The organism is Blattabacterium cuenoti, from assembly GCF_014251655.1.
Taxonomy (GTDB): Bacteria; Bacteroidota; Bacteroidia; order Flavobacteriales; family Blattabacteriaceae; genus Blattabacterium; species Blattabacterium cuenoti_I.
Genome location: NZ_CP059225.1, coordinates 26,369 through 50,403 on the forward strand (window position 1 = coordinate 26,369; position 24,035 = coordinate 50,403).

At 23.7% G+C, this 24,035-nt stretch carries 18 protein-coding genes and 3 tRNA genes; 18 read left to right on the top strand and 3 right to left on the bottom strand.

Annotation, left to right across the window (positions count from 1 at the left end; genetic code table 11):
- Positions 1-48 precede the first annotated feature (48 nt).
- Both lptB and H0H63_RS00115 read left to right on the top strand, forming a co-directional pair.
- A complete protein-coding gene (lptB, locus tag H0H63_RS00110; protein ID WP_185858543.1) occupies positions 49-768 on the top strand; it encodes an LPS export ABC transporter ATP-binding protein in 720 nt (239 codons plus the stop codon).
- Between the two features lie 9 nt (positions 769-777).
- A complete protein-coding gene (locus H0H63_RS00115; protein ID WP_185858544.1) occupies positions 778-1,404 on the top strand; it encodes a thiamine diphosphokinase in 627 nt (208 codons plus the stop codon).
- A 34-nt stretch (positions 1,405-1,438) separates the two neighbouring features.
- Here the strand turns inward: H0H63_RS00115 and mdh are convergent, their stop codons facing one another.
- Positions 1,439-2,365: a malate dehydrogenase gene (gene mdh, locus H0H63_RS00120; RefSeq protein WP_185858545.1), complete on the bottom strand. Its 927-nt coding sequence runs from the start codon at positions 2,363-2,365 to the stop codon at positions 1,439-1,441.
- 68 nt (positions 2,366-2,433) lie between these two features.
- Here mdh and gcvP point away from each other — a divergent pair, with 68 nt between their 5' ends.
- Positions 2,434-5,346, top strand: a complete 2,913-nt coding sequence (gcvP, locus tag H0H63_RS00125; protein WP_185858546.1) for an aminomethyl-transferring glycine dehydrogenase — start codon at positions 2,434-2,436, stop codon at positions 5,344-5,346.
- 6 nt (positions 5,347-5,352) lie between these two features.
- Here the strand turns inward: gcvP and tsaD are convergent, their stop codons facing one another.
- Positions 5,353-6,384 carry a tRNA (adenosine(37)-N6)-threonylcarbamoyltransferase complex transferase subunit TsaD gene (gene tsaD, locus H0H63_RS00130; RefSeq protein ID WP_185858547.1) on the bottom strand — a complete coding sequence of 344 codons (1,032 nt, stop codon included), beginning with the start codon at positions 6,382-6,384 and terminating at the stop codon, positions 5,353-5,355.
- A gap of 25 nt (positions 6,385-6,409) precedes the next feature.
- Between tsaD and H0H63_RS00135 the strand changes: the two genes are divergently transcribed.
- From H0H63_RS00135 to H0H63_RS00160, 6 genes are all read left to right on the top strand, one after another.
- Positions 6,410-10,129 carry a translocation/assembly module TamB domain-containing protein gene (locus H0H63_RS00135; protein WP_185858548.1) on the top strand — a complete coding sequence of 1,240 codons (3,720 nt, stop codon included), beginning with the start codon at positions 6,410-6,412 and terminating at the stop codon, positions 10,127-10,129.
- Between the two features lie 194 nt (positions 10,130-10,323).
- Positions 10,324-10,839: an Lrp/AsnC family transcriptional regulator gene (locus H0H63_RS00140; protein WP_185858549.1), complete on the top strand. Its 516-nt coding sequence runs from the start codon at positions 10,324-10,326 to the stop codon at positions 10,837-10,839.
- Positions 10,840-10,961: 122 nt separating this feature from the next.
- Complete coding sequence (locus tag H0H63_RS00145; RefSeq protein WP_185858550.1) at positions 10,962-12,887, top strand: HD family phosphohydrolase; 1,926 nt, start codon at positions 10,962-10,964, stop codon at positions 12,885-12,887.
- Positions 12,888-12,927: 40 nt separating this feature from the next.
- A tRNA-Ser gene (locus tag H0H63_RS00150) sits at positions 12,928-13,017 on the top strand.
- A 1-nt stretch (position 13,018) separates the two neighbouring features.
- A tRNA-Pro gene (locus H0H63_RS00155) sits at positions 13,019-13,093 on the top strand.
- 8 nt (positions 13,094-13,101) lie between these two features.
- Positions 13,102-13,175, top strand: a tRNA-Arg gene (locus H0H63_RS00160).
- Here H0H63_RS00160 and clpP read toward each other — a convergent pair.
- Entirely contained in the window at positions 13,173-13,853 is a 681-nt protein-coding gene (gene clpP / locus H0H63_RS00165; protein WP_185858551.1) for an ATP-dependent Clp endopeptidase proteolytic subunit ClpP, read from the bottom strand. The two genes, H0H63_RS00160 and clpP, sit on opposite strands and share 3 nt — an antisense overlap.
- Before the next feature lie 196 nt (positions 13,854-14,049).
- Here clpP and H0H63_RS00170 point away from each other — a divergent pair, with 196 nt between their 5' ends.
- The 9 genes from H0H63_RS00170 (at position 14,050) to H0H63_RS00210 (ending at position 24,035) form a co-directional block, all read left to right on the top strand.
- A complete protein-coding gene (locus tag H0H63_RS00170) occupies positions 14,050-15,444 on the top strand; it encodes a lipopolysaccharide biosynthesis protein (protein WP_238784406.1) in 1,395 nt (464 codons plus the stop codon).
- Between the two features lie 5 nt (positions 15,445-15,449).
- On the top strand, positions 15,450-15,794 hold the full coding sequence (locus tag H0H63_RS00175; RefSeq protein ID WP_238784407.1) for a dCTP deaminase/dUTPase family protein: 345 nt from the start codon (positions 15,450-15,452) through the stop codon (positions 15,792-15,794).
- Between the two features lie 13 nt (positions 15,795-15,807).
- Positions 15,808-16,833, top strand: coding sequence for a sugar phosphate nucleotidyltransferase (locus tag H0H63_RS00180; RefSeq protein ID WP_185858553.1), 1,026 nt, complete (start codon positions 15,808-15,810; stop codon positions 16,831-16,833).
- Between the two features lie 37 nt (positions 16,834-16,870).
- A complete protein-coding gene (locus tag H0H63_RS00185; protein ID WP_185858554.1) occupies positions 16,871-17,074 on the top strand; it encodes a Sec-independent protein translocase subunit TatA/TatB in 204 nt (67 codons plus the stop codon).
- Between the two features lie 117 nt (positions 17,075-17,191).
- On the top strand, positions 17,192-18,244 hold the full coding sequence (locus H0H63_RS00190; protein ID WP_238784408.1) for a lytic transglycosylase domain-containing protein: 1,053 nt from the start codon (positions 17,192-17,194) through the stop codon (positions 18,242-18,244).
- On the top strand, positions 18,237-19,235 hold the full coding sequence (gene recA / locus H0H63_RS00195) for a recombinase RecA (protein WP_185858555.1): 999 nt from the start codon (positions 18,237-18,239) through the stop codon (positions 19,233-19,235). Before H0H63_RS00190 ends, recA begins: the two co-directional genes overlap by 8 nt.
- A 7-nt stretch (positions 19,236-19,242) precedes the next feature.
- Entirely contained in the window at positions 19,243-20,022 is a 780-nt protein-coding gene (locus H0H63_RS00200) for an MBL fold metallo-hydrolase (protein ID WP_185858556.1), read from the top strand.
- A gap of 35 nt (positions 20,023-20,057) precedes the next feature.
- On the top strand, positions 20,058-23,225 hold the full coding sequence (ccsA, locus tag H0H63_RS00205) for a cytochrome c biogenesis protein CcsA (RefSeq protein ID WP_185858557.1): 3,168 nt from the start codon (positions 20,058-20,060) through the stop codon (positions 23,223-23,225).
- 45 nt (positions 23,226-23,270) lie between these two features.
- The gene (locus H0H63_RS00210) at positions 23,271-24,035 is read left to right on the top strand and encodes a lysophospholipid acyltransferase family protein (protein ID WP_185858558.1); all 765 of its coding nucleotides are present in this window, start codon (positions 23,271-23,273) and stop codon (positions 24,033-24,035) included.

Sequence of the window (24,035 nt, forward strand, 5' to 3'; positions counted from 1 at the left end):
CCTAATATCAAAATAATATTAAAATATAAATAAATAATTGATAATATCATGACTTTAACCGCTATAAATATGTACAAAAAATATAAAAATAAATATGTAGTAAAAAATGTTTCTTTCAAATTAAATCAGGGAGAAATAGTAGGATTAATTGGACCAAACGGCGCTGGAAAAACTACTTCTTTTTATATGATAGTAGGAATTATAAAACCAGATATGGGAAAAATATTTCTTCATGAAGAAGATATTACAGAAAAACCTATGTACTTACGTGCTAGAAAAGGAATTGGATATTTATCACAAGAATCATCTATATTTAGAAAGTTGTCTGTAGAAGATAATATTTTATGCATATTAGAAATGCAAAAAAAGTTTTACAAAAACAGAAAAAAAATAACGGAAAAATTAATCGAGGAATTTGGATTACAAGATATACGAAAAAATCGTGGAGATCTTCTTTCTGGGGGCGAAAGAAGAAGAACTGAAATTGCTAGATGTTTAGCCATAAATCCTAAATTTATTCTTTTAGATGAACCTTTTTCTGGAATTGATCCAATTGCTATAGAAGACTTACAAAAAATTATTTTTTCTCTAAAAAAAAAAAATATAGGTATATTAATAACGGATCACAATGTACAAGAAGTTTTTACAATAACAGATCGCATTTACTTAATGTTTGAAGGTCAAATTTTGAAACATGGAAGTAGTATAGAAATTATGCAAAATTCTATGGTAAAAAAAGTTTATCTAGGGAATCGGTTCTTCAAATAAATAAAAGAAATGAATCATCGTTTTAAAGGACCAGAAATTGGATTGTTTCTTAATGGAGAAAAGACTCCTTTTTTATGTAAAAAAATTTTTCTTTACGAAAAAATATTTGCTGTTGATGGAGCATTTTACTATTTGAATCAACATGGGATTTCAGTAGATTATATTATTGGAGATTTTGATTCTCTTTTAAAAAAAGATTTTCCTAAAGAAAAAAATTTTTTAATCACTTGTGATCAAAAATATACCGATTTTGATAAAGCATTAAATATAATTTATGAAAAAGGATTTTTTAATATAAATGTTTGGGGAGGAAGTGGAAAAGAACAGGATCATTTTTTAGGAAATCTATCTGTAGCTTTAAAATATAAAAAAAAGTTATCTATTATCTTTCATGATCAATATCATACTTATTTTTTTTCTGAAAAAAAAACCTTTTTTCAGAAAAATAAGAAAAAAAAAATATCTTTATTTCCATTTCCTATAGTAGAAGGACTACAAACATATGGCTTAAAGTATCCCATCAATAATGGATTTTTAAAAATAGGTAAAAATATAGGGATAAGAAATGAAACTTGTGAAAAAAAAATAGAAATAATATACAAAAAAGGAGAATTATTAATATTTATAGAAAAATAAAATTTATAGAAAAAAACATAGATATTTTTTTTATTTAAAATAATTTCAGTTTATTTATCATGTTGTTTATATGATTTGCAGATTTATTTAAAAGATTTTTTTCTTTTTTATTTAATTGTAATTCTATAATTTTTTCTATTCCATTTTTTCCTAAAATAACTGGAACTCCTAAATATATATTTTTATAATTATATTCTCCGTTTAAAAAAACGGAACATGAAAAAATACGTTTAGAATCTTTCAAAATAGCTTCCACCATTTCTACAATAGATGCTCCAGGAGCCATCCAAGCAGATGTTCCCAATAAATTTACTATTTCTTCTCCTCCTTTTTTTGTTTTTTCAATGATCCCATCGTTTTCTCTTTCTGAAAGAAATTCTTGTAGGGGAATTCCAGATATAGAAGTATATCTATATAAGGGAACCATAGAGTCTCCATGTCCTCCTAATAATAAAGTTTGTATATCATTAGGAGAAATTTTTAATTTTTTTGATAGAAAGTAGCGATATCTTATAGAATCTAATATTCCAGCCATTCCAATTATTCGAGAAGAATCGACTTTAGCGGTCATATAACTGACATATGTCATTACATCAAGTGGATTAGATACTATAATAAATTTAGATTTTGGAGAAAAATAAATAGATTTTTTAGTAACAGAATGAATAATTTTTTCGTTAATATTCAATAAATCATCACGACTTAATCCAGGCTTTCTAGTTATACCACTAGTGATAATAATTATTTCTGAATTTTCAGATTTTGAATAATCACTAGTAGTCCCAACAACTTCAGTGTTCGAATGGATAATAGGCAACATTTGAGAAATATCTAAGCTTTTACCTTCAGATAATTTTTCTTTAATATCTAACAAAACAATTTTTCTTACAATATCTTTTTGGGCTAATAAACTAGCACAAAATGCTCCTACGTTTCCAGATCCAATAATAGTAACTTTCATGTTATTTTTTTACTTATTTATCTAAATTTGTATCCATAAATATAAATAAAATACAATTTCTATTTTTTATGAAAGAGAATTACGTAAGAAGAAATAAATTCTATTTTAGACATATAGGGCCATCTTCCGATGATATTCAAAAAATGTTGAAAGAATTAAAATGCTCTTCTATAAAAGATTTTATCATAAAAACTATTCCTGAAGAAATACGTTTTAAACAAAAACTAAACCTCCCCCATTCTATTTCTGAGTATAAATATTTAAATCATATTCGTAAAATAAGTAAAAAAAACATGATTTATCGTTCTTATATAGGATTAGGATATAAAAATACTATCACTCCAAGTGTAATTCAAAGAAATATATTGGAAAATCCAAGTTGGTATACTCCCTATACTCCTTACCAATCAGAAATATCTCAAGGTCGTTTGGAAGCTTTGATTAATTTTCAAACGATGATTTCAGATCTTACTGGTATGAAAATAAGTAATGCCTCTATGTTGGATGAATCTACTGCTTCAGCAGATGCTATGTTTATGATTTATCAAGAGAAAATAAAAAAACAACAGATAAATAATGATTATTCTTTTTTTATTTCAGACGAAATATTTCCACAAACTTTTTCCGTTTTGAAAACCAGATGTTTTGGTTTAGGAATTCCTTTTATTAGAGACTCTCATAAAAATTTATTGAAATATAATAATAAAAAAATATTTGGATTAATTATCTCTTATCCTTCTTGTTTAGGAGAAGTTTATGATTATAGAGAAACAATTGAATACGCAAAAAAAAAGAATATATCAGTAATAGTTTCTACAGATATTTTATCTTTATCTTTATTAAAACCTCCTGGAGAATGGGGAGTAGATGTAGTTGTAGGATCTAGTCAATCTTTTGGGATCCCTATGGGATATGGAGGGCCACATGCCGCTTTTTTTTCTACACATGAAAAATATAAACGTTTTCTTCCTGGAAGAATTATTGGAATATCCATGGATAATAAAAGAAATAGGAAAGGATTTCGTATGTCTTTACAAACTAGAGAACAACACATAAAAAGAGAAAGAGCGACTTCTAACATTTGCACAGCCCAAGTACTACCTGCTATTATGGCTTCTATGTATGCTTTATATCATGGAAAAGAAGGATTAATAGAAATAGCAAAATGTATTCATCAATCTACGAAGAAGTTAGAATGCCTATTAATTCAAAATATAAATTTTATTACTCAGATAAATACATTTTACTTCGATACCATCAGAATAAAAACAAATTTTTTAGATAAAATTAAAGAGGTAGCAGAAAGAAAAAAAACTAATTTTAGATATGTAGATAAAAAACATTTAACTATCACTTTGGATGAAACTACATGTCATAAAGATTTATATCATATTTTATCTATATTTCATGAAGTTTATTATGGAAACAAACAAAAAAAAAATAAGTATAATTACAATCCGAAAATTAATGAAGAAGAATATAAATTTCCTGGTTCTTTAAAAAGAACTTCTAACTTTTTAAATCATACAATTTTTCATAAGTTTCATTCAGAAACTGAATTAATGCGTTATATAAAACGATTAGAAAAAAAAGATCTTTCTTTAACCCATTCAATGATTCCACTTGGATCATGTACTATGAAATTGAATGCTTCTACGGAGTTATTCGCTTTGAGTCAACAAGAATGGAGAGATGTACACCCGTTTGCCCCTGATAAGCAAGCCATTGGATATCAATTTATGATTAAAAATTTAAAGAAATATTTAAAAGAAATCACTGGTTTTTCTGGAATTTCTTTACAACCTAATTCAGGAGCTCAAGGAGAATATGCTGGACTTATGGTTATAAAATCTTATCATTATTCGTTACAAGAACATCAAAGATGTGTAGCATTAATTCCTTCTTCTTCTCACGGTACTAATCCTGCTTCAGCAATCATGGCAGGAATGAAAGTAATTCCCATAGCAACAAAAGATAATGGATCTATTGATAGAAATGATTTGTTTAAAAAAGTAAAAGAAAATACAGATTTTTTATCTGTATTAATGATTACCTACCCTTCTACTCATGGGGTATATGAAACACATATTAAAGAAATAATAGATATTATTCATGATAATGGAGGACAAGTTTACATGGATGGTGCAAATATGAATGCTCAAGTAGGGTTGATGAAACCATCTGATTTAGGTATTGATATTTGTCATCTAAATCTTCATAAAACTTTTGCTATTCCTCATGGAGGAGGTGGACCTGGAATGGGTCCTATTTGCGTAGCTCCACATTTAAAATGTTTTCTTCCTAATCATCCTTTTCAAAAAAAGGAAACAATCAAAAGACAAGAAAAAAAGAAAATACAAGAACTAACGATATCTTCTGCTCCTTATGGATCTTCTTTAATTTTAACTGTATCATATGCATATATACGTTTGTTAGGACCATATGGTCTTAAAAAATGTACAGAAATATCTATCCTCAACGCTAATTACATAAAAGAAAAATTAAAAAAATTTTATAATATATTATATGTGGGAAAAAATAATATGGTGGCACATGAATTCATTATAGATTGTAGAACTTTTAAATCTATAGGAATAGAAATTATAGATATAGCAAAAAGAATGATGGATTATGGATATCATGCTCCTACTATATCTTTTCCTGTAGAAGGATGTATGATGATAGAACCAACTGAAAGCGAATCTAAAGAAGAAATAGATCGTTTTATTGAAACACTAATCAATATACGAAAAGAAATTCAAGAAATTGAAGATAAAAAATTTTCTGTAAAAGATAATGTTTTTAAAAATGCTCCACATGATATAAATATATTAACTAATAATGAATGGATTTTTCCTTATAGTAGAGAAAAAGCCGCATATCCATTATATTGGGTTAGATATAGAAAATTTTGGCCATCAATAAATCGTATTGATGATGGATATGGAGATCGAAATTTGATTTGCACATGTGAAGTATAAGTAAAATTAAAAAATTTTAAATTTTGAATATGGGGTAACATGAATAGAATCAAATAATTTTTTTTTATATTTTAATAATCCTGTTATAGCTACCATTGCTCCATTGTCTGTTGTATATTGATTTTTTGGAATAAAAATTTCCCATTTCTTGTTTTTTTCTGCAAAAGAAATAAATGTTTTTCTAATTTCGTTATTAGAAGAAACACCTCCTGCTAATACGATTCTAAAAATATCAGTATTTATAGTTGCTTTTTGCACTTTTTCCAAAAGAATTTCTGCTACTATTTTCTGAATAGAAGCACATAAATCGGATAAATTTTCTTTTATGAAACATGGATTGTCTTTTGATTTTTTTTTAATAAATTGTAAAACATGGTTTTTAAATCCACTAAAGCTAAAATTTAATTTTTTTACATATGGTTTGGAAAAACCAAACTTTTTACAATTTCCATTTTTTGAAAAAAATTCTATCATAGGACCTCCAGGATAATAAAATCCTAATTTTATAGCTATTTTATCTAAAACTTCGCCTACTGAATCATCTAAAGTACTTCCTAATATTTTCATTTGAAAAAAATCATTTACTTTTATTATTTGAGTATGTCCTCCACTTATTACTAAACTTAAAAATGGAAATTTTGGATAGTTATTATTTATATTAGCATTTTTTATAAAATGAGTCAATATATGAGCCTGAATGTGATTTACAGTTAATAAAGGTTTTCCTAGACCCATTGATAATGATTTTGCAAAAGAAGTTCCTACTAATAAAGATCCTATTAATCCAGGTCCTAAAGTAAAAGATACTGCATCAATTTCATTTTGGTTAATTTTTGCGGTATGAATAGCTTTACGAACAGCTATTGGAAGATTTTTATCATGTAATCTAGAAGCTAATTCAGGAACAACTCCTCCATATTTTTTATGAATTTCTTGATGAATGATAATATTTGATAATACATATCTATTTTTAATAATGGAAACGGCGGTTTCATCACATGATGATTCTATTCCAATAATGATTAGTTTTTTTTTCATATAAAAAATAACAATATATTTGAAAATGAACAATGTTTTTTGGAAAAAATTGTTTTTAAAAAAAACAAGAATATTTTTTCTATTTTTTGTATTAGGATTCGTTTTTTTTACTTTTTATTATAATCAAAAAAATATACAAGAAAAAACTTCAAAATTTTTTTTAAAAAAAATAAGATCTCATTTTGGTAAAAGAGTTTCTATAAAACATGCTACTATCAATTTTTTAAAAAAAGAACTCATTTTTTATGATGTAAAAATTAGAGATCATCATCATTTTCCTTTTATTCGTTTATCTAAATGTAAAATATCTATTAATAATTTATTTTATTTTCTTTTTATAAATTCTGAATATTTAAATATTCAAAATTGTTTCATCGAACATTCTTCTTTTTTTATAAAAAAATATTATAAAGAAAAAGATAATAATATCCTTTTTTTTATCAAGAATGTTTTAGTCAATAAAAAATCTAATGGAATACGTAAAATAACTTGTTATAAATTAGTTATAAACCCGTCTAGTTTAACATTTAATAAAATAAATCATGTTTTTTTTACTCATATAAAAAATATTATTATTAATAATAAAAAAATAAAAGCTACTATTTGTTCTTTCCAAGATAAAAAAAATAAAAATTTTTTAATCAAAAATTTATGTTGTGATTTAATATATTATTACTTTTCAAAAGTTGAATTTTATCATTGTTCTATTCAAACCTCTCATAGTTATTTAAAAGGATCTTTTACTTTTTACGATAAAAAGAATAAAAATTATCTTTTTGAAAAAGAAATTCAATGTAAAATTTTAAAAGGATCAGTATTAGGTTCAGATTTAGGAACTCTTATTTTCAATAAATGGTCTTTTAAATCCTTCATTCAAGGTAACATCAATGGAAAATTCAATAATATAAATAAAAAATTCGTTCTTTCTAACATTTACATAAATGATTTACAAGGAAATCAATTTTTTTCAAATAAAATTGACATTTTTTATGTAAAAAATAAATATGAAAAAATTAAATGTTATAAAACTTTTATTCGGTTAAATTATTCTAAAATAAGAAAAATAATTTCATATAATAATTATAATTTATTTATGAATTTTATAAAAAAAAGGTTAAATAATCAATGGATAACATATGAAGGAAATTTAATTTTAAAAAAAAGAAATTTACAAGTAGAAGGTATAATTCATAATTATTTTATAAAAGCTAAAATATTAGCCTTCATTAATTTTTTGAATAACGATATTCAATATACAGGTAAAATTTTCCTAAAAAAGAAATATCTTTATTTTTCTTTTAAAAAAAAGAATGTATTATCTATTGATATTAATAAATATTTTTCTACAAAAAAAAATGAAAATATTTTTATCAATTTTAAAGGAAATACGAAATGCATATCTACATCTCTATTTTTTTTCCCATATAAAATTAGTTTAGAAGGAAAAATAGACGATACAAATTTTCATAAAATATCTATAAATATAAATAATACTACTAGTAGATATAATGAACCCATAATAAAAGCAATATTAATAAATAATCAATCCTTTAAGAAAATTGATATTAATATATATAATATGCTTATTGGTCACGTTCATGGATATTTTCAATGGAAATATTTGGTTAATATTATGAAAAGAATTTTTTTTCTAAAAAATTTTTGTCATAAACAGATCAAGTATATAAATTTTAATTTTTTAATTAAAAAATCCTTTTTCGATTTTTTAGAACATAAAAAACATAGAAATATATTTTCTGATATTCAAATTTCAGGAAAAAAAGAAAATAATGTATTTAAAATGTTTGTTTTTACAAAATTAATTCGGTTCCATAAATTTTTTCTTGAAAAACCATTCATAATAATTAATTCCTCTTTAAAAAAGAAGGTTCATCTTTATATTGAAAAAATGATTTACAAAAATTTTTTTCAAAAAAAAATAGATATATCTCTTTTAAATGAAGATAATTCCTACATGATAAACTCTAAATTTTTTTTAAAAACAAAAAAAGGATATCAAGAACAAATATTGAATTTAGTTTGTAAAAAAGACAGAAATTATTTCACTTTTTATCCTTTGTATTCTTCTAAATTTAATATCAATGAATATGATTGGAAAATTAATAATTTTGGAAAAATTAAAGTAGATTTTATTCATCAAAAATATACCATTGATCATCTTATTTTTTATTCAGGAAAACAAAAAATTATTATTAATATAGATTTTATTAATAATAAAAATCAAATATTTCAATTTTATCTGCAAAACGTACAGTTAAAAAAAATTTTTTTTAAAAAAAATTTGGATGGATTAATAAATGGAATCATTTCATGTAAATACATAAATAATCAAATAGAACCAAATATACATATTGCAATAGAAAAATTATCAATTAACGATAATCCATTAGGAAATTTTTACGTTTATTCTTTTATTCAACAAAAAAATAATTATAAAATTTATGGAATTTTAAAAAATAACTCTCATGAACTTGTAAAAGTAGATGGAAATATCAACAATAAATTACGAAATAAATCAAAACTGAATTTTAAAATTCATATTAAAAATTTAAATATGGATAATTTTTCCTTTCTTTGGAAAAAAATGAATAGTGAAGTAAAAGGTATTATTACAGGAAATATACAGGTTTTTGGGAATTTATATGAGCCTAATTATTTTGGTAAATTAAAAATTACAAAATTTGGAATAAAAATCAATTCTACAAATACATATTATGAAATGACAAGTCCATTTTATATAAATATTTTTTCTAAATCCTGCACATTATCTCCTTCTTCTTTCATAGAAAAGAAATATCACACAAAAGGTTTTGTTCATGGATTCTTATTACACAAAAACTTTTTGAAATGGGATTTGAATTTATCTATTCAAACAAAAAATTTACTTGTTTTAAACACGAATGATAAACAAAACCCTTTTTTGTTTGGAAAAATATTTATTTGTGGAAAAATTCAAATGACGAAAAAAGAAAATAAAATACATATTTGTATGAAAAATGGAAAAATATTGAATTTTTCTCATTTGTATTTTAATCCTTTTGGATTAAAATTAAAACAAAAAGAAAAAGTCGTCAAAGAAAAAAATGATTTTTTGTTTGTAGATATTAAAACTAACATAAATAAAAATACTAAAGTATCAATCTTTTTAGATAAAGATTTAAAAAATTTTATTGAATTAAGAGGAGAAGGACCTCTATTTTTAAAAAAAACATCTAAAGAAAATATGAAAACTAGTGGAAAATATTTTGTTATCAGTGGATTATATCATTTTTCTAATCAAAAAAAAATACCAATTCTAAGATTAGAATTAGAGAAAGAATTTAAAATAAAGCCAGGAGGATTTATTATTTGGAATAATAATTTTTATCAATCTAATGTACATGTAATTGCTTATGAGACTAAATATGTATCTAACGCTATTGAATATATCAAAAAAAAATACTCAAAAAGCAACTTTATATTTACGGAATTAAGAATGATTTTTTCTGGTAAAACACAAAAACCCGAAATCAATATCGAAATTTTATTTCCTAAAAGTAATAAAGAAACTCAACAAAAATTATTAAATAAATTAAATTCTTTGGAGGAACAAACAATACAATTTTTTTCTGTTTTAATATTAGGTAAATTTTTTATAAAAAGTAATTTTATAAAAAATTTGTTTTATGAAAGAACTATACGAAAAATAAGTAAAAACTTTATGAAAATAAATAAAAAATATTAATAAATATTACTATCGTTTCTACAATAAATATTTTATAAAAGAAAACAGAAGAATCATATAAGGGGGAACATCCTTGATAAAATTATTATAAAAATATCTTGATAAATAACAATCTATTTCTTAAAAAGAAAGTTTTGTATCTTGGTATTTTTAATACCTTTATTCAAAAAAAATATAAGAAAAAATATAAAACAATGATTCTAAGATATAATACAGACGAAATAGACAAGACTATTGTAAGAAAATTAAATATAAATGCTAGAACTCCATATACTGAAATAAGTAAACAAATAAGTAAAGAAATAAAACCATTATCCGTTGGTACTGTTCATGTAAGAGTTAAAAAATTGGAAGATTCCGGGATTATTAAGGGTAGTACTTTGATTATTGGATATGAATCCTTAGGTTTTCATTTAATAGCATTTGTAGGAATATTATCAGATTCCCGTGAATCAAAATTAGTCAAAGAAGAATTAAAAAAAATTCCAAATATAGTACAATTATACATTACTTCAGGAAAATACAATCTATTTTGTAGAATTATAGCAAGAGATCCTTTGGATGCTAGAGATGTTATTTCCAAAATTGGAGAAATAAAAGGGGTTCTTCGAACAGAATCTACTATTTGTTTAGAAGAAAGTATTAATGATGAGAATAGATTGTTATCTAATATATTACAAAAACATCAATCATCTTATAAAAAAATATGACTATATAAAATACTGAAATTAAAAATATTGTTATTTTATCATTTTAGTCAGTATGATTCTTTTTCTTTAAAAAAATATCTCCTTCCTAAAAGAAAGATTGCAAAATTTTCAATTTTCAGATAATGGCTAACTTCTTAAAGTTTCGTAAAAATATTGCAACTAAGATTTTAGTTATAATTATTATTGCAATTTTATTATCAACATTTTTTTTTACAAAAAAAGATATTTTTAAATTTTTAAAAGAAAAAACTCAATCTTATGAAGATATACTACTTTCTCCATTGAGTTTTTTTGTGTCCAATAAATGTTATTTAGAAATAAATAAATTGAAAAAAAGGAAAAAAATTTTTTTCACGGAAAACAAAAAAAAAGATATAAAAAAAAAGATCAAAAAAATTTTTTTTCTAGTTCTTCAAATAAAAAGTACTGTATATAATAAAGACAGATATAATTTTATTATAAAAAAACAAAATAATTTCATTTTTTTTCAAAAAAATAAACAATGTATTTCTATTCCATTCAGAAATATCTATAATAAAATTAATAATATTCTAGAAAAACATTTTATAATAAATGATATTCGTACAAAAATTATAAATACATTTTTTTTCAAAAAAATAATTTGTAAAAATTGTTTTTACAATCCTTATTCTATCGAATTTTTTTTCTATGTAAAAAGAAAAAATATTCCAAAAAAAAAAGGAAAAGAAATTATAATAAAAAGAAAAATCCAAACTTTATCCTATTCATATAAAAAAATACGAAAAAAAAATTATGTATTTTTTCTAGGTTATTTTTTCATTATAATTATAATTTCTATCTTATTCATACTATATCTTTTTTATTTTCAAAATAAAATTTTTAAAAACAACAGAGAAATTAATTTCTTAATTAGTAATATATTACTGATATCAGTAATCACTATTATAATATTAAAATATAATTATAAAATATTATACATCATTCCTTTTTGTATTCTTCCTATAAGTATTCGTTCTTTTTTTAATTTCCATTTGAGCATAATTGTTCATATAATTACTATTCTATTATTATCTATAATTACACCAAACAGTTTTGAATTTACTTTTATTCAAATTATCACAGGTTTTCTAGTATTATTAACAAACAATAATATTTATAAAATGGAAACTCTTCTAATTTCTGTAATAAAAATAACCTTTACTTATATAGTAACTTTCATCTCACTCACTCTAATTCGTGAAGAATCTTTAGAAAAAATTTCTTTACATACTTTTTATTTGTTTTTTTTTAGTGGAATTTTAACTTTATTATTTGTTCGTCCACTAATATTTATTTTTGAAAAATTATTAAATATTACTTCAGATATTTCATTATTAGAGCTATCGGATACAAATACTCCTATATTAAGGTTATTATCCAAAAAAGCTCCAGGAACTTTACAACATGTTTTAACAGTAGCAACTATTGCAGAAGAAGCAGCTGTTGCAATTGGAGCTAACTCTCTTTTAGTGAAAATAGGAGCTATTTATCATGATATAGGAAAAATAAAAAACTCTAAGTTTTTTATTGAAAATCAACATGATATAATAAACCCACACGAAAAATTAAGTCCAAAAGAAAGTGCAAAAATCATTTTAGAACATGTATCTATTGGAATTAAATTAGCCAAAAAATATCACTTACCTATTTCTATTACCGATTTTATACGAACACACCATGGAAATAGCCTCGTTCATTATTTTTATGAAAAACAAAAAGAAAAATGTGAAAGTATAAAAAAAATAGACCAGAAACAATTTCAATATTCTGGACCTAAACCTTTTTCTAAAGAAACAGCCATTGTTATGATAGCAGATTCTATAGAAGCAGCTTCTAAAAGTATAAAAAATCCTTCTACTAAAGATTTAGAAAACTTAGTGGAAAAAATTATTAATAAACAGAAAATAGAAAATCAATTTTCTAATACAGATATTACTTTAAAAGAAATAGAAAAAATTAAACAGGTTATCAAAAAAAAATTGATAAGTATTTATCATACGAGGATAGAATATCCCAATCATGGATAAATTATTTGTTTATTTAACAGATCTACTTTAGATTTGTATGGGAGAATTGCCGGAGTGGTTAACGGAACAGTTTGCTAAACTGTCGGTATATATAAAAAAAACCGCGTGGGTTCGAATCCCACATTCTCCGCCGGGGTATAGCGTAGTTTGGGTATCGCGCCTGGTTTGGGACCAGGAGATCGTAGGTTCAAATCCTGCTACCCCGATATCATGGGATCACGTGGCTCAAATGGATAGAGCAACTGCCTTCTAAGCAGTAGGTTACAGGTTCGAATCCTGTCGTGATCATTTCTTAGATATCTTTCCTTCTAAAACTTCATCTATCATTCCATATTCTTTAGCTTCTTGAGAAGTCATCCAATAATCTCTATCTGAATCTTTTTCTATTTTTTCTATGGATAATCCAGAATGTTTAGATATAATTTCGTAAAGTTCTCTTTTTAATTTTAATATTTCACGAACCGTAATTTCAATATCTGAAGCTTGTCCTTGTGTTCCTCCAACAGGTTGATGAATCATAATTCTAGAATGTTTTAATGCAGATCTTTTCTTTTTTACACCAGAACAAAGTAAAACTGCGGCCATAGAAGCAGCCATCCCAGTACAAATTGTAGCTACATCAGGATCTACGATTTGCATCGTATCATATATTCCTAGTCCTGCATAGACATCTCCTCCAGGAGAATTAATATATATTTGTATATCCTTCATAGAATCTACAGATTGTAAAAATAATAGTTGAGCTTGAACTATATTAGCAATTTGATCTTCGATAGAAGTTCCTAAAAAAATAACTCTATCCATCATTAATCGAGAAAAAACATCCATTTGAGCTACATTTAATTTTCTTTCTTCAACAATGTAAGGAGTCATAAATTTTATGTATTCATTAATTGTTAAAGTATTAATTCTCTTATGTTTAGTAGCATAAAGCATAAATTCTTCTGATCCTTTACGGTAATCCATTTTTTTATGTTGAAAATTTTATTAAAGTTACTCATAATTCATTTTCTAATGAAAAATAGAAAAAAAAAGTTTATACATGCATAAAAAAATATAGAAATTAGAAAATTTATAATTTGAATAAAAAATATTGAATTCATACAGAAAATTAGCAATACAAACAATTATATATTCTATAGGATTCATCTTTCCAAAGATCATGAATTACGCTTTTTTAAAATTCTTTACCGTTTCTTTAAACAGAGAAGAATTTTCTATCTATACGGATATGTACGCATTATCTTTTTTGGTCATAGGATTTATTTCTTTTGGATTAGAAAATAGTTATTTTAGGTTTTTATATAAAAAAAATTATAATCAAGAAACTGTTTTTTCAACAGGTGTGATAATCCAATTATTGATTACTTCTTTTTTTTTTATTATTGCTATAAACTCCATAAAATACTTAGCTCCTATAGCAGGGTATCAGAATCATCAAGAATACTTTTTTATGTTTTTTTTAATTATATTTTTCGATACTATTTGTATTCTTCCTATGGCATGGCTTCGTGCACACGATAAACCTTTAAAATATGCTATAATCAATGTAGTAAATATTTTAACACAATCATTTTTAATTATATATATGTTTTCCAATACACTTCATCTAAAAAAAACTTTTTTTTGTTCTATTTTAAATTGGATAAGTTCTTTTACGGATAGAACAGGTTACATATTCTTTGCAAATATGATTTCATCTTTCATTAGTTTTTTTTTAGTACTTCCTATTCTTTTAAAAAAAGTAACTATAAAAAAATTCAATCAAATTCTTGCTAAAAGAATGTTAAATTATGGAATACCTATAATGTTTGGATCTATTGCTTTTTCTATCAATGAAAATTTAGATAAAATTTTGATTAAAAGATGGGGATCTGATGAAATTAATGGATCTTATTCTGCTTGTTATAAGATAGCCTCTTTTATGAGTTTATATATTAAAATTTTTAGGTTGGGAATAGAGCCTATTTTTTTTAAAAAATCTGAAGATTCAGATGCAAAATATTTTTATGAAGAAATCACTTATATGTTTATTCTTTTCGGGTTAATTTTTTATGTATTAATATGTGGAAACATAAGCATGTTTATAGATTTTTTTATTGATAAAAAATATCATATTGCAATATCTATTATTCCTATAATCATGATGGGGAACCTATTATTAGGTATTTATACCAATTTATCTATTTTTTATAAAATTATAGATAAACCTATTATTGGTACTTATATATCTTTAGTAGGAGTATTAATTACCTTTGTATTTAATATAATTTTTATTCTAATTCCTAACAGGAATTTTATGATTCCTGCATGGGGAACCCTTTCATCTTATGGATGCATGCTAATAATTTTATACATTTGGGGAAAAAAATTTTTCTTTATATGTAAAGAAATAAAAAACATCATAATACATTTTTTGTTCGCACTATTTTTAGTATTTATAATAATTGTAATAATAAAAAAAATGGAGTTTCGTTTATTTTTTCAATTTATGTATTTAATAATTGTTTTTATTTTAGAGAAAAAAAGATTGGTTAATTTAATCAAAAAAAAATAAATTTTGTGTCAAAAACGTTAGTTGCTAATATCAAAAGATCTATTTCTATTAATTTTTTGGAAAGAAAGTTAGTATCAACAGATATTGTTGGTATGGATTTTTCTAAAAATATTAATCCTTATTTTTTGTTAAAAAAAAAATTAATCAAAGCTATTTGCATTATTTATATTGAAAAAAAAGAAATTAAAATACTTGTAATAAACGTTTTTTTCAAAAACATGATAATTATGCCCAATGAAAAACTAGCAATTCTAAATATAATTAAAGAAACAAGAATAAAGTGGAAAAAATGCGCTTTTCTTAATAGAACTGAAAGAGGGGATAATAGTTTTGGAAGTAGTGGAATATGATGACATCATGAATATGAAAATTATAATTCCTATGGCTGGAAAAGGGGAACGTTTACTTCCTCATACTTTAACTACTCCTAAACCATTCATTCCTATTGTAGGAAAAACAATTTTAAAAAGACTTTTGAAAAGTTTATCTAGAATTATTGAAATTTTTTCAATTCAAGAAGTTGTTTTTATTATAAGAAGTTTTGATAATGAGATTGAAAAACAATTGTTTAAATTAACTCATGATATAAAAGTCAATCCCATTATTTACTATCAAAAAACTCCACTTGGAACAGCAGATGCTTTATTAAAAGCAAAAGATTCTCTAATTGGAGAATCAATTATTATTGTTTTTTCCGATACTTTATTTTATAACAATACTCCTTTTGAGGAGGAAATTACTAATTCAATAGACAATAATATCATATGGACAAAAAAAGTTAATAATCCTCATCTTTTTGGAGTCGTAAAATGTGATTCTTCAGGATTAATTACTCATTTTATAGAAAAACCAAATAATTATGTCTCTAATCTAGCTATTATTGGTCTTTATTATTTCAAAAATAGTCTTTTATTAAGAAAAGAATTACAAGCTACTAATAACATAATAAAAAATGAACAAGAATATCAATTTACATATGTTTTAGAAAATATGAGAAAAAAAGGAGTAAAATTTATTAGTAAGCAAGTTAAAGAATGGATGGATTTTGGAAACAAAAAAAGAACTATTTGTTCAAATTCAAAAATATTATCTATAGAATCTAAATATTTAAAATTAATTCATAAAAAGGCAATCATAAAAAATAGTTTAATTATAAAACCTTGTTATATAGAAAAAAACACAAATATTGAAAACAGCATAATAGGACCTTATGTTTCAATAGGTAAACATTCAAAAATAAAAAATAGTCACATAGAACAATCAGTTATTCAAGATTATACGGAAATTCAATGCGCAAATTTAAATAATTCTATGATAGGAAATCATGTTTCTTATATAAAAAAAACAAAAGAAGTTAATTTTGGAGATTATTCCATTTTTAATGGATAAAAATATAATAGAATCATAATTTTTGTTATATTTGTTTATGAATTTTATTTCTTTTTTAATACTACTTGGAACTTTTGGAACCACAGAAATCGTGGTTATTGTTATTCTTGCACTTTTGCTTTTTGGTGGTAAAAAAATACCAGAGTTGATGAGAGGATTAGGAACAGGACTGAAAGAATTTAAAAAAGCATCTGAAGAAAAAAATTCAGTATCCGAAGAATCTTCTGAAAAATCTGAATAAACAATAACTTTAGACAAAGTTTCTCTCATTTTACGTATTTGTTTATTAGTACTTATTTTCTTTTCTAAAAACTTGAAAAAACTAATAATGGAAACGATAAGAAAAATTATGTTCTTTATGCTCATTTTCAAAAGTTTGATAATTCAGTCTATATCAAAATCATTTTGGGAACAAAAAAATGTCATTAACTTTCAAAAAAATATTTCCAGTCAAAAATTAGATTTAATCTATATAGAAAAATTATGGAAAAAAATGTTGGGAGGAAAAAAAAAATCTATGTATGGGAAAAAATTATATCATAAAAAAAACATTATTATTACTAATATAGATGAAGAAGAGTTAAAATTGAGATTACATTTTTTGAATCAAAAATCCCAAATAAAAATATTAAAATATAATACAATAGTACATGCTTCTATAGAAAGTTATCTTCGTATGAGTAGATATATAGAAAAAATTATTTCATTGTCAGATTTTTACTTTCCTATGTTCGAAGAGAAACTTGAAAAATATAGACTTCCAAAAGAATTAAAATATTTAGCTATTGTAGAATCAAATTTAAATCCTGTTATCACTTCCAAAGTAGGAGCACAAGGAATATGGCAATTTATGCCTGAAACTGGTAAAATATATGATCTTAATATCAATTATATTTATGATGATAGAAATGATCCTGTAAAATCTACAGAAGCTGCTTGCCGTTATTTGAAATTTTTATATAAAAAAATAGGAAATTGGGAATTAGCATTAGCGGCTTATAATGCTGGCCCTGGAACTGTGGATAAAATATTACAACATCATAATACAAATAAAAAAGACTTTTGGGTATTATGGGAATACTTTCCGAAAGAAACAAAAAATTATATTCCAAAATTTATTGCTATTAATTATATCATGAATTATTATAAAGAACATCATATTTCTGTATCTCGTTCTACTACTTACAAATATAATTATAAAGAAACATCATTAATTCCTATACAAGAAAAGATATCTTTAAAAGATTTTTCCTATAGATTAAACATTTCTTACCAAGATTTAATGTTTTTAAATCCACAATATCTTGTAGATATTATTCCTTCTGGAAAGAATTTTTTTTTAAGATTACCAAAAAATAAAATTTTTCTTTTTAAAAAATTGAATTGTTTTTCAAAAAAATATCATGAATAGAAACATGGAAAAAAAAAGAAAATCTTTGAAACTTGTATTAGAAAAAATGGATAAAATATATGGGAAAGGGACCGTTATGCAAATGGGAGATTCTTATATAGACGATTTAGAAATTATTTCTTCTGGATCTTTAAGTTTAGATATTGCTTTAGGTATTAAAGGATTTCCAAAAGGTCGTATTATTGAAATATATGGTCCAGAATCTTCTGGAAAAACTACTTTAGCTTTACATGCAATAAGCCAATCTCAAAAATTAGGAGGTTTTTCCAGTTTTATTGATGCGGAACATGCTTTTGATTGTATTTATGCCAAAAAAATAGGAGTAAATATAAAAGAATTAATAATATCTCAACCAGATAATGGAGAGCAAGCATTAGAAATTGTGGATAATTTGATTAGATCTGGAATTATTGATATGATAGTAGTTGATTCCGTGGCGGCTTTAACTCCTAAGAGTGAAATAGATGGAGAAATGGGTGACTCTAAAATAGGATTACAGGCTAGATTGATGTCTCAAGCTTTGAGAAAACTAACTTCTAGTATTGGAAAATCTAAAAGTATTTTAATCTTTATTAATCAATTAAGAGAAAAAATTGGAGTCTATGGAAACCCAGAAGTTACAACAGGAGGTAATGCCTTAAAATTTTATTCATCAATAAGATTAGACATTAGAAAAGGAAATATCATTAAAAATGGAGAAAAAATATTAGGAAATAGAACAAGAGTAAAAGTTGTTAAAAATAAGTTATCTCCTCCTTTTAAAATAGCTGAATTTGACATTGTATATGGAGAAGGTATTTCAAAAATAGGTGAAATTATAGATATAGGAGTAGACTTAGGGATTATTAAAAAAAATGGATCTTGGTTTAGTTATAAAGATCTAAAATTAGGACAGGGGAGGGATTCTGTAAAAGAATGCTTAAAAGAAAAAAAAAACATTATAAATGAAATACAAAAAAATATAATCCATCAATCTTTTCAAAAGAAGTAAATATAAAATGAAAATTACTTTTTTAGGAACTGGAAATTCTCAAGGAATTCCTATTATTGGTTCTAAACATCCAGTATGTTTATCTAAAAATCCAAAAGATCAAAGACTTAGAAGTTCTGTTTTAATCGAAAAAAAGAAGAAGTTTTTTTTGATTGATTGTGGCCCTGATTTCCGGTATCAAATGTTACGAAGTAATCATACTAGATTAGATGGAATTCTTATAACACATGAACATTATGATCATATAGGAGGATTAGAGGATATAAGACCTATTAATGTCAATATGAATAATAGATCTATCCCTGTTTATGGATTACGTAGAGTTTTAGAAAATATAAAAAAAAGATTTTTCTATATTTTTTCATCAAATAGTAAAAAAAAAACCAATATAGCAAATGTATCTATACATGAAATAGACCATTATAAAAATTTCTTTTTGTTAGAACATTTTAAAATTTTTCCTTTGTCTATATGGCATGGGGCTCTTTCTATTTTGGGGTTTCGTATAGATAATTTTGCATATATAACAGATGCAAATAATATTCCTATTAAAACAATTCAACAGTTAAAAAATTTAGATCTTCTAGTTTTAAATGTTTTAAGAAAAAAACCCAAACATCCTTCTCACTTTACCCTTTTTGAATCTTTGAACATTATTGATAAAATTTCTCCTAAAAAAACTTATTTAACACATATTAGCCATATGCTTGGATTTCACGAAAAAATTGAAAAAGAATTACCTAAAAATGTACATTTAGCTTATGATGGATTAACAATTAATCCATAAATATGTTTTTATAAACATATACTGAAATTTATCATATGAAACCTTTAAAAAAGATTATTTCATTTATATTTTCCAATAAAATTACTTCTATTTTATTTATAATACTAGCATTTTCAATGGCTATAGCAACTATTATAGAACAAAAATATTCCACTGATCTTGCAAAAATATTTGTTTATGAATCTACTTGGTTTGAGATGGTCATGTTATTGATGATTATCAATTTAATAGGAAATATATGGAAATATAAGTTATGGAACTATAATAAATTTCCATTATTTATATTTCACGTATCTTTTGCATTTATTTTTATTGGGGGAATTTTTTCTAGATATTATAGTTTTGAAGGAATAATGTCTTTAAGAAAAGGAAATATTAATCAAAAAATTATTTCTAGAAAAAACTATATAAAATTAAAAATTCATCAAGGTATTTATACAAAAACTTACCATGATCCTTATATTCTTTCTTCTTATCATAAAAAATATGAAAGAAAGTTTATGTTTAAAGATTATCCCTTGAACATAAAAATTATAGATTATATCCCATCGGCTAAAATTATTCTTACAAAAAAAGAACCCGTATATAAAATTATAAGAATTATTTCAATAAGTAAAAAAGGAAGAATAGAACATTTTATCAAAGATAAAGATACAAAAAATATCAATGGAATTGTATTTTCATTAAATAAGAAAATTCCTTTTGGAATACAGATTTTTGATAAAAAAAAGAAGATTTATATAAAATCTTCTTTCCCTACAGAATGCATTAATATGGGCAATAAGAAAAGAAATTTTTTATTAAAAAATATTTCTAATATTTTAAAAGTAAAGAAATTATACCAAATAAAAATAGATCATAAAATTATACATTGGGTTATTCCTGAAGGAATAGTAAAAGGGAGATTAGAGTATATAGAATCACATAATCAAGAAAATCAAGATACCTTATTAAGTGCTATTACAGCGATAATATATTTTCAAAAAAAATCAAAATTGGTAACTTTTCTAGGGGGAAAAAATACAACAAAAATGAGTTCTCCTATATTATTTAATAAGGATTGTTTAATATCTATTGGATATGGATCTATATTTTTAAATCTTCCTTTTTTTTTACAATTAAATGAATTTCAAGTTAAACATTATCCAGGTTCTAATTTACCATCTTCCTTTGTAAGTAATGTTACACTTATAGATAAAAAAAAGAGAAAAAATTATTTTATTTCTATGAATAACATTTTAATTTATAAAGGGTATAGGTTTTTTCAATCGGGATACGATCCAGATGAGAAAGGGACCTATTTTTCTGTAAATAATGATTATTTAGGAACCTATTTTTCTTATATAGGTTACATTTTAATGAGTATAGGGATGGTAATGACTTTATTTTGGAAAGGAAGTAGATTCAGTTTTTTGAAAAAAAAATTGAAATATTTTTATAACAAAAATTTGTTATTACTATTTATATTTTTACTTATTATAAGTAAAAGTCACTTTTCTTTTGCTAAAATACATGAATTGCAAGAAATTCCTTTAGGAAATATTTCTGATGCGATTCATATTCCTAAAAAACATGGAGAAAAATTCGGACGTTTATTAATACAAGATCCTCAAGGAAGAATAAAACCGGTGAATACTATGGCTATTGAACTGCTTAGAAAAGTTCATAAAAAAAATAATTCTATAGGAAATATAGATGCTAACCAATGGTTTATATCCATTCATCAAGATAACATTTTTTGGTCAAAAGTTCCTTTTATTAAAGTTGATAAAAAAGGAGGATTAAAATTTTTAAATAGAATAAGATACAATTCAGATTATTATGTTTCTTTAATAAATCTATATACTATAGATCAAAAAACATTAAAATTAAAATTTATTCTTCAAGAAGATTATGAAAAAGCTTTTTCTAAAGATCCTATGCAAAGAAATGAATATGATAAAGCAGTACTTAGACTGAGTGAACGAGTCGGAATTATTCATGAAATATTTCAGGGAAAATATCTACGTATATTTCCTATACCAAATGATAGTAATCATACTTGGGAAAGTTGGATAGTATCAAATTCATATAGATTAAATCCTGAAGGATTTTCTATGTTTAACAATTATCTAAAATCTTTATTCCTATCTCAAAGAGAAAAAAATTGGATGATTGCAGATGATGCAATAAATAAAATTCAATTATTTCAATTGAAACATGCTAAATCTATTTTGCCTTCAAAAAATAAAATAAATATAGAAATCATTTATAATAAAATAAATATATTTTATATTCTATTTTTTTTATATGCTTTTTTAGGTATAATTATTATTATTAACTCTTTTTTTATTCTTTTTTTCCAAAAAAAATACATGTATTTTTTTTCAAAGATATTTGTTTTAATTTTATTTTCTTTATTTATTTTTAATTCTTTAGGTTTAATTTCAAGATGGTATATTTCTGGACATGCTCCATGGACTAATGGATACGAATCTGCTATTTTTATCAGTTGGTGTTTAATTGCTATAGGTTTTTTATTTTATAAAAATACTCTTATTCCAGGAATAACAAGTGTAATGGCATCTATTTTATTAATGATAGCGAATGGAAGTATAATGGATCCGGAAATAACTAATTTATCTCCAGTATTAAAATCGAAATGGTTAATTATACATGTAGCAACAATAACGTCTAGTTATGGATTTTTTTTTACAGGATCTTTTTTAGGATTTTTTGTTTTTATTTTGTATATCTTGCAAGCACGTTTTCATTCATATAGTAAAAGAATTCAAATTCATATGGAAAAATTAACTATTATTAATGAAATATGTTTAACCATGGGCCTTTTTTTATTAACAATAGGAACTTTTTTAGGTTCTGTTTGGGCAAATAATAGTTGGGGACGTTATTGGAGTTGGGATCCAAAAGAAACCTGGGCTTTGATAAGTATTATGGTATATGCTTTTGTATTGCATATTAGATTAGTTGTACCTATAGGAAACATGTTTATATTTAATCTTTTTAGCTTATTATCAATAAGTTCTATTATTATGACCTATTTTGGAGTCAATTATTATTTATCAGGATTACATTCTTATGCTAAAGGAGCTCCAATAACTATTCCTTATTGGATATATTATAGTTTATTAATTCTAATTTGTCTATCTACTTTAGCCTATTATTCTAAATTTTATACATTACAAAAAAAAATAGATAAATAAACAGTGAATTTCTATTTCTTTTTTTTTAAAAAAAAAAAAAAACATTTGATAAAAAAAGAAAGTACTCTATTTAGAGATGCGTTTGGAAATTTACATTTTATAAAACGTTTCTTAATTTTTACTTTTGGGTGCATTTCTTATAATCGTTATAATGGATTCAGTCAATTACAATTGAAAGGAACAGAATTACTTAGAGATTTGCCAGATAAAAAAGTTCTTTTTGTATCTAATCATCAAACTTATTTTGCAGATGTTTTTGCTATGTTTCATGTTTTTTGTAGCGTAAAAAATGGATTCATTAATAGCGTTAGAAACCCTATTTATCTTTTAAATCCAAAAGTAAATATATATTATGTAGCCGATAAAAAAACTATGAATAAAGGATTTTTAACAAAATTATTTACTTACTCTGGGGGGATTACTGTTAACAGAATATGGAAAAAAATAGGAGACAATAAAATAGATAGATCCATATCCGAAATTGCTCGTATGGGAATAGCTTTGAATGATGGGTGGTTGATTACTTTTCCACAGGGAACTACTCAAGCATTTGCACCTGGAAGAAGAGGAATCGTTCATGTTATTAGAAAATATAAACCAATTGTTGTTCCTATTGTAATAGATGGATTTCAAAAAGCTTATGATAAAGTAGGAATAAAAATAAAGAAAAAAGGAGTATTAAAAAAAATGAGATTTAAACAACCCATTCAATTGGATTTAAAAAAAGATACTACTGATAATATTATGGAAAAAATAATGGATGCAATAGAACAATCCCCTAAATATTATAGAAAAAATAACTCATCATAA

Bases quoted from the DNA above. Each gene is read 5' to 3' on its own strand.
- gcvP (WP_185858546.1), top strand. From the start codon at position 2,434: ATGAAAGAGAATTACGTAAGAAGAAATAAATTCTATTTTAGACATATA.
- mdh (WP_185858545.1), bottom strand. From the start codon at position 2,365: ATGAAAGTTACTATTATTGGATCTGGAAACGTAGGAGCATTTTGTGCT.
- H0H63_RS00185 (WP_185858554.1), top strand. From the start codon at position 16,871: ATGAATTTTATTTCTTTTTTAATACTACTTGGAACTTTTGGAACCACA.
- H0H63_RS00190 (WP_238784408.1), top strand. From the start codon at position 17,192: ATGCTCATTTTCAAAAGTTTGATAATTCAGTCTATATCAAAATCATTT.
- H0H63_RS00180 (WP_185858553.1), top strand. From the start codon at position 15,808: ATGAAAATTATAATTCCTATGGCTGGAAAAGGGGAACGTTTACTTCCT.
- H0H63_RS00140 (WP_185858549.1), top strand. From the start codon at position 10,324: ATGATTCTAAGATATAATACAGACGAAATAGACAAGACTATTGTAAGA.
- recA (WP_185858555.1), top strand. From the start codon at position 18,237: ATGAATAGAAACATGGAAAAAAAAAGAAAATCTTTGAAACTTGTATTA.
- H0H63_RS00170 (WP_238784406.1), top strand. From the start codon at position 14,050: ATGAATTACGCTTTTTTAAAATTCTTTACCGTTTCTTTAAACAGAGAA.
- H0H63_RS00115 (WP_185858544.1), top strand. From the start codon at position 778: ATGAATCATCGTTTTAAAGGACCAGAAATTGGATTGTTTCTTAATGGA.
- clpP (WP_185858551.1), bottom strand. From the start codon at position 13,853: ATGGATTACCGTAAAGGATCAGAAGAATTTATGCTTTATGCTACTAAA.
- lptB (WP_185858543.1), top strand. From the start codon at position 49: ATGACTTTAACCGCTATAAATATGTACAAAAAATATAAAAATAAATAT.
- H0H63_RS00135 (WP_185858548.1), top strand. From the start codon at position 6,410: ATGAACAATGTTTTTTGGAAAAAATTGTTTTTAAAAAAAACAAGAATA.
- H0H63_RS00200 (WP_185858556.1), top strand. From the start codon at position 19,243: ATGAAAATTACTTTTTTAGGAACTGGAAATTCTCAAGGAATTCCTATT.
- tsaD (WP_185858547.1), bottom strand. From the start codon at position 6,384: ATGAAAAAAAAACTAATCATTATTGGAATAGAATCATCATGTGATGAA.
- H0H63_RS00145 (WP_185858550.1), top strand. From the start codon at position 10,962: ATGGCTAACTTCTTAAAGTTTCGTAAAAATATTGCAACTAAGATTTTA.
- ccsA (WP_185858557.1), top strand. From the start codon at position 20,058: ATGAAACCTTTAAAAAAGATTATTTCATTTATATTTTCCAATAAAATT.